The sequence below is a fragment of the Sulfitobacter sp. HI0040 genome, from assembly GCF_001634885.1.
In the GTDB taxonomy this organism is placed as follows: domain Bacteria; phylum Pseudomonadota; class Alphaproteobacteria; order Rhodobacterales; family Rhodobacteraceae; genus Sulfitobacter.
Genome location: NZ_LWEX01000158.1, coordinates 1 through 11,149, shown reverse-complemented (window position 1 = coordinate 11,149; position 11,149 = coordinate 1). Strand labels below are relative to the sequence as shown.

The 11,149-nt window shown below is 66.1% G+C and carries 11 protein-coding genes; 1 reads left to right on the top strand and 10 read right to left on the bottom strand.

Translation table 11 applies throughout. The annotated features are described in order from the left end of the window. The 3 genes from A3728_RS10790 to A3728_RS10780 all read right to left on the bottom strand — a co-directional run. On the bottom strand, nt 1–401 hold a 401-nt coding region (locus tag A3728_RS10790), incomplete at its 3' end, for an ABC transporter permease (RefSeq protein ID WP_150120732.1). An 11-nt stretch (nt 402–412) separates the two neighbouring features. After that, the gene (locus A3728_RS10785; protein ID WP_067923336.1) at nt 413–2,002 is read right to left on the bottom strand and encodes an ABC transporter substrate-binding protein; all 1,590 of its coding nucleotides are present in this window, start codon (nt 2,000–2,002) and stop codon (nt 413–415) included. A 297-nt stretch (nt 2,003–2,299) separates the two neighbouring features. Further along, the gene (locus tag A3728_RS10780; protein ID WP_161487209.1) at nt 2,300–2,935 is read right to left on the bottom strand and encodes a TetR/AcrR family transcriptional regulator; all 636 of its coding nucleotides are present in this window, start codon (nt 2,933–2,935) and stop codon (nt 2,300–2,302) included. 217 nt (nt 2,936–3,152) lie between these two features. On the opposite strand from A3728_RS10780, the gene A3728_RS10775 reads away from it, so the two are divergent. Beyond that, nucleotides 3,153–3,956: an IclR family transcriptional regulator gene (locus A3728_RS10775; protein ID WP_067923330.1), complete on the top strand. Its 804-nt coding sequence runs from the start codon at nt 3,153–3,155 to the stop codon at nt 3,954–3,956. Here the strand turns inward: A3728_RS10775 and A3728_RS10770 are convergent. Genes A3728_RS10770 through A3728_RS10740 form a run of 7 tightly spaced genes read right to left on the bottom strand, consistent with a single transcriptional unit; the run spans nt 3,947 to nt 10,980 of the window. Next, nucleotides 3,947–4,549, bottom strand: coding sequence for a pentapeptide repeat-containing protein (locus tag A3728_RS10770; RefSeq protein WP_067923327.1), 603 nt, complete (start codon nt 4,547–4,549; stop codon nt 3,947–3,949). The two genes, A3728_RS10775 and A3728_RS10770, sit on opposite strands and share 10 nt — an antisense overlap. Continuing rightward, nucleotides 4,546–5,013: a flavodoxin domain-containing protein gene (locus A3728_RS10765; RefSeq protein ID WP_067923323.1), complete on the bottom strand. Its 468-nt coding sequence runs from the start codon at nt 5,011–5,013 to the stop codon at nt 4,546–4,548. The genes A3728_RS10770 and A3728_RS10765 overlap by 4 nt, the downstream gene beginning before the upstream one ends. Next, nucleotides 5,010–6,227 (bottom strand): FAD-dependent oxidoreductase, encoded by a 1,218-nt coding sequence (locus tag A3728_RS10760; protein ID WP_067923320.1) that lies wholly within the window; start codon nt 6,225–6,227, stop codon nt 5,010–5,012. Before A3728_RS10760 ends, A3728_RS10765 begins: the two co-directional genes overlap by 4 nt. Continuing rightward, nucleotides 6,224–7,723, bottom strand: coding sequence for an aldehyde dehydrogenase (locus tag A3728_RS10755; RefSeq protein ID WP_236630466.1), 1,500 nt, complete (start codon nt 7,721–7,723; stop codon nt 6,224–6,226). Before A3728_RS10755 ends, A3728_RS10760 begins: the two co-directional genes overlap by 4 nt. Continuing rightward, complete coding sequence (locus A3728_RS10750) at nt 7,723–8,502, bottom strand: aspartate dehydrogenase (protein ID WP_067923317.1); 780 nt, start codon at nt 8,500–8,502, stop codon at nt 7,723–7,725. The genes A3728_RS10755 and A3728_RS10750 overlap by 1 nt, the downstream gene beginning before the upstream one ends. 3 nt (nt 8,503–8,505) lie before the next feature. After that, complete coding sequence (locus A3728_RS10745; protein ID WP_067923313.1) at nt 8,506–10,179, bottom strand: thiamine pyrophosphate-binding protein; 1,674 nt, start codon at nt 10,177–10,179, stop codon at nt 8,506–8,508. Between the two features lie 12 nt (nt 10,180–10,191). Next, nucleotides 10,192–10,980: an SDR family oxidoreductase gene (locus A3728_RS10740; protein ID WP_067923310.1), complete on the bottom strand. Its 789-nt coding sequence runs from the start codon at nt 10,978–10,980 to the stop codon at nt 10,192–10,194. Nucleotides 10,981–11,149: the final 169 nt, after the last annotated feature.

Sequence of the window (11,149 nt, the reverse complement as noted above, 5' to 3'; positions counted from 1 at the left end):
GCCGCGTTGTCGAATATCGTATGCCGGAACTGCGCCGACAAAAGGCCGATCCCCATCCCCAGCGTGGTGCCGACGATCATCGCGGCAAAGACCAGCTCCAGCGTGGCGGGCAGCCGTTCGGCGATGTCGCGGGCGACGGGGCGGCGGGTGTTGAACGATGTGCCCATATCCCCCTGCACGAGGTTCTTCATATAGATCGCGTAGCGAACGGGCAGCGGCTGATCGAGGCCCCATTGCGCCTCCACCGCCGCCACGATCTCGGGGTTGTTCATCATCCGCTCGGGGACCAGGGCGGACAGGGGGTCGCCCTTGGTGCTTTGCGACAGGATGAACGCCACGCTGGCCACGCCAAGGAGCAGGAAGGGCACTCCCAAAATCCGGCGTATGATATAGCGCAGCATGGCGGCCCCCCTTACTTGCGCGAGATTTCGGCAAGCGGCAGGTTGCAGCAGGCGCTGTAACGCACGCCCTCGATATCGCTGCGATAGGCCAGAACGAGGTTCGGGCTCACCACCGGGATGATGACATTGTCGGCCATCATCGACTTGGCAAGCTCTTCGTACTTGGCGACGGCTGCGTCACCAGAGGCGGCCAGCGCTTCGGCATAGATTTCGCCCTGCGCCGGGTTCAGCACCGTTTCGGGGGAATTGTAGCCCGCCCGCTGCACCCAGGTCGACCCATCGGTCATGCCGAAATAGGCCGCGTACTGGCCCGAACCGTAGTAGTCCGGCGCATAGTAGACCGCCGTCAGGTCGGCCCGGCCATTGGCCATGTCCTCACGCCAGACCGGGTAGGTGACAGGCTTGAGCGATACATCCACCCCGACCTGCGCAAAGTCCTGCTGCAGCTTTTGCATCATGACGTTCAGATCGACGCCATAGACGTTGTCGTTCGGATAGACCGCCTCCATCGTGAACCCGTCGCCGACCCCCGCTTCCGCGAGCATCGCCTTGGCCTTTTCCACGTCCTGGCTGCGCGGCGTCAGGTTCGCCGTCCCCGGGAAGCCGTTGGGAATGGGGGCCGCGATCTTGTTGCCGTTGCCGCCCACCGTGAATTCGATCATCCCGTCGTAATCCACCGCATAGGTCAGCGCCTCGCGCACCTGCGGCGTCAGCTTGTCCTTCATGGCTTCCGATCCGGGCATGAAGGCAAAGTAGATGAAGTTGAAGGACGGCACGATTTCGGTCACCACATCGGGATTGTCGAGCGCCTTGGCGGTATCCGCATCAAGCTGCATCGCAATGTCGACCGATCCGGTTTCAAGCGCCTGCGCCTGGCTGACGGAATCCTGTATCTGGGTGATGACCACTTCGTCGAAGGCAGGCGCATCGCCGTAGTAGGCATCGTTGCGCGACAGGCGCAGTTCGTCCTCTGGCGCGTAGTTGGACAGAACGAACGGCCCGCTGCCGACGGAGTTCTCGAGGAACCAGCCTTCGGCCCCGTCCGCCGTGTCGGCGGTTTCATCGCCGATGGCCCCGCCCGCCATTGCGGCTTCGGAATTCAGAATGCCGGTATAGGGCGCCGACACCTTGTTGAGGAATTCCGAATTGGGCGCATCCACGGTGATTTTGACGGTCTTGGCATCGACCGCTTCGATATTTTGCGTGCCATCCATCAGGAACGACGGAGAGCCCTTGAGGTTGCGCAGACGCTCGAAGGACCACACGACATCCTGCGCCTCCACCGGGCTGCCATCGGAAAACACGGCATCGGGGTTCAGCTGAAAGGTGAATTCCGTGAAGTCCTCGTTGTTGTCCCAGCTTGTGGCGAGCTTCGGCACCAGCGTCTGGTTGTCTTCGCCGAGGGTCAGCAGTGGTTCGTAAACGGCCGTCAGATATATCTGGCAGGTGTCGCAGAAGGCCCGCGCCGGATCGAGCGAGTTGACGTCCATCGACCGTCCGATGACCAGCGTATCCTGCGCGGCCAATGGCGTGGCAGCCAGCAGCGCACCGGCCGCCGTCACGAGCAAGCTGGTCCTCTTCGGCAAGAAGGTCTTTGTCATTTTCACTTTCCTTTCCCTGGTGGCGACTTTGCCGGTACCGGGATCCCCGACCGGCGCATTACGCCCGCCTGAACGCATCGGCCCGGCGGCGCTGTATTCAGGTTAGCGACAGAAAATTTGACCGCATAGTGGGTATTCGTGGCCAGTTGCTACGCTGTTACCTTCCCCGAAAACGGGAATGATCGCCAAGGTATTGGGGCCTATCCGGGGATTTTGCGGTCAAATTCCCAGTTTGCCGGGCGGGCGCCTCAGGCAAGAAACAAAAAGTTAGTGATAATTAGTTTTGCTAACTTTGACTCAGGACCGGCGCGGCAGAATCTCCGGCAGGTAACACCGCAGATAGGCGACAGAGGCGCGGATGCTCTCTTCCAGATAATGATCCGTCAGGCGACGATGCTGCGACCATGAAATCGCCCAGACCCCATCCATAACCCCGATCGACACGGCCAGGCGCGTCTCCAGATCCGCGATGCCGCGGCAGTCGAACCAATGCCGGAACTCTTCGGCGCGTATCTCGGCCAGCCTCGCGTTGCCCTGCAGGTCGAGCGTGCGCACCTCTGCACTGACCCCGGCCCCCATGAAAAGCCTCAGCGCGGAAGGATGATCGTTCAGGAACCGCACGCCGCTCTGCTGGCGTCTGCGGATGATGTCCTGCCACCCCGCAGGCGGCGGATCGAGAGGCGCGCGCGCCATTTCCGCAAGCTGGGCGTGATACCGTTGGGCCAGCGCCACAAGGATCGCATCCTTGTTGGGAAAGAAATGGTAGATCGACGGCAGCGGCACTTCCGCTTCCTTCGCCACAAGCGCGAGGCTGATGTCGCTGTCGGGCCATTTCGTCAAAAGCGTTTCGGTGGCGTCGAGCAAATGTTCGAACCGGATCACACCGCGCTTTCGTTGCGGCTGGCGCACGCGTTCGCCCTGGCTCTCGATCATCCGGCCATCCCCGCACATGTTGGCCCGCCACCCTTTGGGGCAAGCCCGCTGCTATCTCTTTCCATGGATCATATTACCCGTGACCGCACGACGCCAGAAGCCGATTTGTCAAAGCCCCCGGCCCCGACTGCGGAAAGATATCGCTTGACGCGGGACCTGTGTTGCTGACCAAGAAGTTCACAATTGAACATTCTGCGCAAAATATGAAACATGCCCCATGGCCGAAAATAAGACCCCCGAATATTCCGTCCAACCTGTCGTCCGCGCGCTGCGGGTGCTGCGCTATATCGCGGCGGGGAACCGGTGCGGTAATATCAGTCAGGTTTCGAAGGCGACGGGGGTGAACCGTACCACGCTCGTGCGTATCCTTGCCACGCTGGAGGCGGAGCGCCTGATCGAGGCGCTGCCGCACGAAGGCGGCTATCGGCTGGGCACGGGGCTCATCTCGCTCGCCGCCGAAGCGTTGAACGATCGCGGGATCGTGCCGACCGCGCGGCCCGTGCTGCAACGGCTAGTGGCCGCGCTGAAGCTGTCGGCGCATCTGGGCGTGCGCGAAGGGCATGAAATCGTGTATCTCGCGCGCGAAACGCCGGTGTCCCATCTGGCCAGCACCGTGCGCGAGGGGACCCGCCTGCCCGCGCACGCCACGACCATCGGGCGCATCCTGCTGGCCGAACTCCCGGCAGAAGAGGTGCGCGCGCTCTATGCCGACCACCCGCTCGAAGCCTTCACGTCGAAAACCCGCACCTCTCTCGACGCTCTGCTGGAACAACTGGCCAATGACCGCAGCCGCGGCATGGCATGGAGCGTCGCGAACTTCGAAGCCGAAATCGGCTCGGCGGCGGCCCCTGTCTACGACCACCGGGGCGAAGCCGTGGCGGCGATCAACGTCACCGGCCATTCCAGCATCTTCGCAGAGGGTTCGCCGCAACTCGGGCCGATCGAAACCGCGCTCAGGGCCGCGGCGCAGGATATTTCCGAAGCTCTCGGCTACCGGGGCTGGTCCGCCGATCAGATGTAGCTGTAGCCGAAGGACATGCCGAAATCCTCCGGTTCAAGCGCCGCGTTCCCGCGCCGGGCGCCGCGCAGCCACAGGCGGCCATGCACCTGGGTTTCGGCCAGATCGACCTCTCCGGGCAGGCGGGCGCGGTCGCACCACAGGCCGCCCAGCCATTCGCTGCCCCCGAAGGTGAAGGCGCCCCGCCCGTCGACCGACTGAAGCGAGAAGTTCCCGTAACAGGTGGTTGCCCCCATGTCGGCCCCGGCGGCGAAATGCGCACCGTCGAACCGGCCGATCCCACGGAACTCGGCCCCATGAAAGCTTGCATGGCCGGAAAAATCCGCGCCTTCGAACCGGGCGTCGTTCATGAACACGGCATCGTCGAACCGGGCCGGCCCGCCGAACGCAACATCGCGGAACCACGCCAGCCCGTCGAACCGCGCCCCCCGCGCATCCACGCCCGCCGCAAAGCGCGCCCCGGTGAAATCCACCCCGTCGAGCGCCACGCCGGACAGATCCAGCGGCTCTTCGCATATGATGCCGCGAAAATCGGCATGGTCGCCATGTCGCCATGCGCGGGTCAGCCGGTCGCGTATCTCTGCGCTCTGTGTCACGCCGCCTGGCCGATCGTTTCATCGGCCATGCCGACGATCTGCTCCGCCCAGGGAAAGGCGATGTCTTCGGCCATGTCCGTACCCGAGGCATCATGCGCGATACGGTCGCCCAGCTGGCTCGCCCCCCGGGCAATCATCAGTTCCGCGAGCGTTTTCGGCCCCCCGTTGAAGGTCTCCTCATATTCGCTGTCGCCCATCCCGAAGATGCCGAAATGCACCCCGGTCAGGTCCGGCTGCTCGCTTTCCAGCTTCTCGGCAAAGGGCTGGGCCGACGCGGGCAGCTCTCCGTCGCCATAGGTTGAGCAGACCAGCAGGTAGAGGGTATCCGCGTCGAAATTCGCCGGATCGAAGTCCGACAGGTTGATGGCCGTGACCTCGTGGTTGGCCTCCAGTTCGGCGGCGATATCCTCGGCCAGCATCTCGGCGTTGCCGGTTTCGGTTCCGTAAAGCACGTTGATGTTCATTGCGTTTCCTCCTCTCTGGCGAGGCGCAGCATGTCCTCGCGGGTGGTGATCTTGACCCGGCAGCGGCCGGGTGGCGGGTTGGCGGTCTCTGCATTGTCGATGCGGGACCAGCCGGAATAGTCGGTGGTGTCGGGCAGCGCCCCCAGCAGGGCGGCGCCGGTTTTGGTTGTGTCGGGCGCAATCTCGGTCAGGATGCGTTCGGCCAGTTCCTTCGCGTCGGCCCGGTTGTCGGGGATCGTGCCGCGCGGCCCCCGGCGGAACCAGCCGGTCGCGTAAAGACCCTCCGCCAGTTTGCCTTCGCTTTCCTCCGCCAGCAGAAGGTCGCGGGGCAGGTCGCCCGGTGCGTCAAAGCCGATCGCCGTCAGCACGGATGAACAAGGCAGCACCTCCTCCCCGGCGTCGCTGGCAAAACGAACGGCCTCGGCGCGGCTGTCCCCCTCCACGGCAATCGGGGTCAGACCAAAGCGGAAGGTGATCCGGCGCGGCCCCTCCCCCTCTTCGAGCGCGGCCAGCGCTTCGAGCTTTTTCCGCGCCTGCGGATCGTCGGTTTCACCCGCCCCCAGCACCCGGATCGTCACCCCGCCAAGCTTGCCCAGTTCCTTGATCATCACCGTGTCGAACTTGGCCGCCGCCGCCGGGGAGCGCCCTGTAATGGTGATCTCCTCGATCCCGCTTGCGGCCAGCCAGTCCGTCGGGCTGTGCCCCAGGTCGGACCCTTCCAGTTCCTCAGGCGTCTTGGCCAGCAGCCGCAGCAGGTCGATTGCCACGTTGCCATTCCCCACGATCAGCGGGCGCGGGCCAAGCTGGGGCAGCGCCTCGGCTTCGGGGTGTTCATAAAGCGCCCGGGTCAGCTTGCCCGCCCCGAACACACCGCCTAGATCGCCGCCCGGCACCGCCAAGGCCCGGTCCGCCGAGAGGCCCGCCGCAAGGACAACGGCGTCATAAGCGCCGCGCAGATCGTCGAGCGTCACGTCCGACCCGATGCTCACATTGCCGAAGAACCGCGCACCCTGCCGTTCGAAAAGCCGCGCGAACTGGCGGGAAACGGCCTTGGTGCCCTGATGATCCGCCGCAACCCCGTAGCGCACCAGCCCGTAGGGCACCGGCAACCGGTCGATCAGGTCGACCTGCAACGCCGGGTCTGACTTCAGCAGCGCCTGCGCCAGAAAGCAGCCCGATGGCCCCGCCCCTATGATCGCGATCTGCCCGGTCATGACGGGCCCACCACGTCCGCGGCCCACGGATGGGGCGCGCCGGTCAGATCGGTGTAGATCGCCTTTTGCCGCATGTAGGCGCGCATCCCCTGCCGCCCCTTCTCGCGCCCCATGCCGCTGGCACCGTCGCCGCCAAAGGGGGTGGAGATCGAGAATTGCTTGTAAGTGTTCACCCAGACCGTGCCCGCCCGGATCGCCCGCGCCACCCGCCATGCGCGCGGGAAATCGCGGGTCCAGATCCCGCAGGCCAGCCCGTATTCATTATCGTTGCCCTGCGCGATCACATCGCCTTCATCGTCGAACGGCAACACCGCCAAGACGGGGCCGAATACTTCCTCGCGGCAGAGGCGTGCGTCGTTGGGCAATCCTTCGATGATGGTGGGCAGGTAATAGCTGCCGCCTTCGTAGGCCGGCCCCTCCGGCGCCTCACCGCCGCAGAGCAGCTTGCCGCCATCCTCCAGCGCTTGCGCCACATGGGCCTGCACCTCCTTGCGGTGGTCGGGATGGATCAGCGGCGCGACCTGCGTGCCTTCGGCAAAGGGGTGCCCCACCCGCAGCCGCTTGGTCGCCGCGACCAGCCGGGTTACGAACTCATTGTAGATGCCGCGCTGCACGAAAAGCCGCGACCCGGCGATGCAGCTTTGCCCGGTGGAGGAAAACACCCCAAAGAGGATCCCCGCCAGCGCCACCTCCATATCCGCGTCGTCGAACACGATGGTGGGGGATTTCCCCCCAAGTTCGAGGCTCACCGGCATCAGCTTGCGCCCGGCCTTTTCGGCCAACGCGCGCCCGGTCGCCGTGCCGCCGGTAAAGCTGACCTTGGCGATGTCGGGATGTTCCACCAGCAGGTTACCGATCTCGCGGCCCGAGCCGGGGAGCACGGCCAGCAGCCCCTTCGGCAGCCCCGCCTCATCCACGATCCGCGCCAGTTCCAGCGCCGTGAGCGGCGACCATGACGCGGGTTTCAGGATCACCGCGTTGCCCGCCGCCAGCGCGGGGGCGAGCTTTTGCGCATCCGACGCGATGGGTGAATTCCACGGCGTGATCGCGGCCACCACCCCCATCGGTTCGTGCACCGACAGCGTCAGCGCGCCGCCGCGCTGCGCGGTCATCTCCTCATCCGTGGTTTCAGCCACGGCGGCGAAATAGCGGAACGTGGCTGCCGCCGATGCCGCCAGCGCGGCGGTTTCCGCAAGCGTCTTGCCGGTGTCCTGCGACTGGATTTGCGAAATACGGCCCGCGTTGGAATCGATCCCGTCGCCGACGGCAAGCAGAACGCGCGCTCGTTCGTGCGGTTTCAGCGCCCCCCATGCGGGCTGGGCCGCCTTCGCCCGGGCGATGGCCTCCTCCCCATCCTGCGGGGAGGCGCCGCGCAGCACCCGGTTGACCGAGCCGTCGGCGGGAAAGATCGACGTAATCTGCCCCCCGCGCCCTTCACGCCATTCGCCGCCGATGAACAAAGCGCCGGAGGGCAGGATATCTCGTTCCATTTTCATCAGATCACCATCGGTCCCTTGCGGTTTCGAATTTCGCGCAGCGCCGAATAGATCGTCGCCGCACTTGTCTTGGCGTTCCCTGCCGAGGCCTTGTTGTCGATCCGCACCTCGAAACTCCCCAGGGCGGAGCGCACGCGGTACGCGTGCCGGTTGCCATCCGCGGCGGGGTCTGCCACCAGTTCGGCCCGCGTCGCGTCCAGACCCGCTCCCGCCAGCCCCAGCGTCGCCGCCACGTTGGCGTTCTTCGGAAAGGCCTGTGCGACCTCGCGCGCGGTGCCGGCATAGATCACCGCCGCTTCGCGCAGCGCGTCCAGATCGAGCTTGTCTTCCGCCGGGGTTCCGCGCCATGCCGCAGGCGGTTTGGTGCCGGTATAGGTCACCTCCAGATCGCCCGCCGCCGCGGCCGCCGCCAGCAGGTCGATCCCGCCGATGGCCCCGGGGGGCAGGATGACCCGCGCCCCGCCCTTTTCGGCGGCCTGCCGCACCGCGTCCTCCAACCCCGCGTCACTGAGCGCCCCGACCGAGACGACAACCACATCGATCCCCGCCTCCAGCGCGGGCACGGCCACGTCACGCACCGCCTCATGCCCCGCGCATTCCACCAGCAGATCGGGGCGGGCTGCGATCAGGTCCTCGACCGTCTCCACAGTGTCGACCCCGGGGGCATCGACGGCACGGCCCGGTCGGACCAGCATCGTCACCCGCGCCGCATCCTGTGGCGTCAGCAGCGCCAGCAGCGCCGCCCCGATGTTGCCATATCCGACGAGACCGAGGTGCATGGGCTACTCCTTCTTGCCCGCGGCACCCGCGGGCGGGCCTGCGAAGGCTTCGGCAAAGGGCCCGATGGCGCACATGTCGACCTCGATCAGGCGCGGGCCATCGGCCTTCAGCGCCTTCTGCAGGGCGGGTTCAAAATCATCCACATCGCCGACCTTCACATGCGGCATCCCGATCGAGCCGCAGAAGGCCCCGAACTCCGGCACCGCGACCTTGGAATAGTGGCGGCGGCTGTCGTATTGCGCATCCTGGATGTTCTCGATCACGCCGTAAGCCTGATCGTTCATCAGCACATAGACCAGCGGCGCGTTTTCATCGACCGCCGTGATCATCTCGGCCAGACCCAGCATCGTGCCGCCGTCACCCAGAAGGGTGATCGCCTTCGGCCCGGGGGAGGCAAGCGCCGCGCCGATCCCCATAGCCACGCCCTGCCCGATACCGCCCCCGAGCGCATGGACCCCCTGCCGGGGATCGGAAAGGCGGACATAGCGGTTGCCGAAGGTGGAATTGGAAATCGTCACATCCCGAACCCAGGCGTTGCCCCCTGCCCCGACGGCGCTGTTGATCGCCTCCGCCACGACGCTGTAGGGGCCCAACTGATCGCGCAGCCGGCCCTCGGCCTGGGCGCGCAGCCGGGCGATATCGAACCGCAGCCCGGCGTCGGTCTCCAGTTGTTCCGGCAACAGATCCAGCAGGCGGCGCAGGGTATCGGCGGCATCGCCATGGGCGAAGACATCGACCGGGTAGTTGCGCCCGCCCTGTGCGGCGTCTGCGTCGACCTGCAACAGGGGGCGCGGCAGCGGCATCTTGTTGTTGCGCGTTTCGTTGCCCCGCAGGCGGGAGCCGACGACCAGCATCAGATCGCAGCTTGCAAAAAGTTCGGCGGCATCCGGCCCCATGTTGAAAGCCCCGAGGTTCGCCGCCTCTTCCTCCGACACCACGCCGCGCCCGTTGGTGGAGGTCACGACACCCACGCCCCGGCGCATCAATTCGCGCGCCTGCTCCGCCGCGCCCCGCGCGCCGCCGCCCAGCCAGACAAGCGGACGCTTGGCGCGGGTGATCAGCTTGGCCATCTCTTCGACCGCCGATTGCGCGGCCACCGGCGCCACCGCCACCGGCGCATGGACGGATGCCATCTGGGCTGCGGGCGCGCGCTGCACGTCCACCGGAATTTCAAGGCTGACCGGCCCGCTGGGTGCCGACAGCGCATCCGATACCGCCGCCGTCAGCGCGCCCACCGCGCCGTTCGCGTCCCACATGCGATGCACCTTCTTGGACACACCGCGCAGCATTTCCGGCTGGCGCGGCACGTCGTGGATCGCCGCGCGGTCGCGGTCGGCATAGCCGAGATCCACCTGCGTCGTGATATGCAGCACCCGGCTGCCCGCCGTTAGTGCCTCGGCCTGTGCTCCGGCGGCATTTCCGGCGGCCGTTCCGGTCGAGGTCATGCAGACGCCAAGCCCCCCCGACACCCGTGCATAGGCGTCGGCCATGTTCATCGCCCCCGCCTCGCCGCGCGCGGGAACAAAGCGGATCCGCCCCTGCCGCGCCACCGCGTCGAGGATGGGCATGTTGTGGATGGAAATCACGCCGAAGATCGTGCTCACGCCGATCTCTGCAAGGTAATGGGCGATGAAATCACCGACCGTATCGGTCTTGTTGATGGGATCGTGTTTCATGTCTTGGATTCCTCAGATGTGGCGGGACAGGCCGCCCGAAACTTCGAGCTGTGAACCGGTGATGTAGCTGGCCGCGCGCGACCCCAGAAAGGCGATGGCATGGGCGGCTTCCTCGGCCTCGCCCAGTCGGCCCAGCGGAATACCCTTCTTGCGCGCCAGCGCGCCGTACCATTCGGACCGGCTGACGGACTGGTCCTCGCGCTCGGCGAACCGCCGGGTCCACTGGCCCGATCCGATCAGCCCCATAAGCACGGAATTGACGCGCACCTGCGGGGCCAGTTCGACGGAAAGCGACTTCAGCAGGTTCTGCACCCCCGCCCGCGCCGAAGAGGTGCAGACCATATGCGGTTCCGGCTGGTAGGCCAGCAGCGAGTTGACGGCGACGACCGCGCCCTCTGCCTCCCGCAGCATCGGCAGGAAGGCGCGGAGGGGCAGGATCTGTGAAAAGAGCTTCAGCTCGTATTCCGCGCGCCAGTCGTCATCGCTGGTATCCGCGAAGGAGGAGATCCGCCCCTGCCCCGCGTTGTTGACCAGCAGATCGCATGTGCCGAACCGGGCCCGCACCTGTGAGGCGAAATCATTCACCGCCTCCTTGTCCAGCACCGAAAAGGCCGCCGTCAGCACATTGTCGGCCCCGAAGTCGCGCCGCAGCACGGCGGCCACGTCGTTCAGCCGGTTCTCGTTGCGGGCGCAAAAAGCGACCCGCGCGCCGCTTTCCAACAGCAGCCGCACCGTCGCCAGCCCGATGCCGGAGGACCCGCCCGTGACAACGGCCACGCATCCGTCATAGCCATAGTGCATCACGCCGCCCCCCGTGCCTTCGACCGCAGTTCGGGAAAGCCCGGATCGGGCCGGCCCTGCATCACCGCGCGCTGCGCGGGCGTGGGCGGGCCGGCGGTCATCCAGCGGTCCATCTTTTCGGGATCGTCGCGCGGCCAGACCTGCGCCTCATGCGTGGTCTCGTCGATCT

What these genes read in the sequence shown, in the direction of transcription:
- A3728_RS10780 (WP_161487209.1), bottom strand. Translation starts at nt 2,935, where the DNA reads ATGATCGAGAGCCAGGGCGAACGCGTGCGCCAGCCGCAACGAAAGCGC.
- A3728_RS10740 (WP_067923310.1), bottom strand. Translation starts at nt 10,980, where the DNA reads ATGCACTATGGCTATGACGGATGCGTGGCCGTTGTCACGGGCGGGTCC.
- A3728_RS10775 (WP_067923330.1), top strand. Translation starts at nt 3,153, where the DNA reads ATGGCCGAAAATAAGACCCCCGAATATTCCGTCCAACCTGTCGTCCGC.
- A3728_RS10750 (WP_067923317.1), bottom strand. Translation starts at nt 8,502, where the DNA reads ATGCACCTCGGTCTCGTCGGATATGGCAACATCGGGGCGGCGCTGCTG.
- A3728_RS10765 (WP_067923323.1), bottom strand. Translation starts at nt 5,013, where the DNA reads ATGAACATCAACGTGCTTTACGGAACCGAAACCGGCAACGCCGAGATG.
- A3728_RS10755 (WP_236630466.1), bottom strand. Translation starts at nt 7,723, where the DNA reads ATGAAAATGGAACGAGATATCCTGCCCTCCGGCGCTTTGTTCATCGGC.
- A3728_RS10745 (WP_067923313.1), bottom strand. Translation starts at nt 10,179, where the DNA reads ATGAAACACGATCCCATCAACAAGACCGATACGGTCGGTGATTTCATC.
- A3728_RS10760 (WP_067923320.1), bottom strand. Translation starts at nt 6,227, where the DNA reads ATGACCGGGCAGATCGCGATCATAGGGGCGGGGCCATCGGGCTGCTTT.
- A3728_RS10785 (WP_067923336.1), bottom strand. Translation starts at nt 2,002, where the DNA reads ATGACAAAGACCTTCTTGCCGAAGAGGACCAGCTTGCTCGTGACGGCG.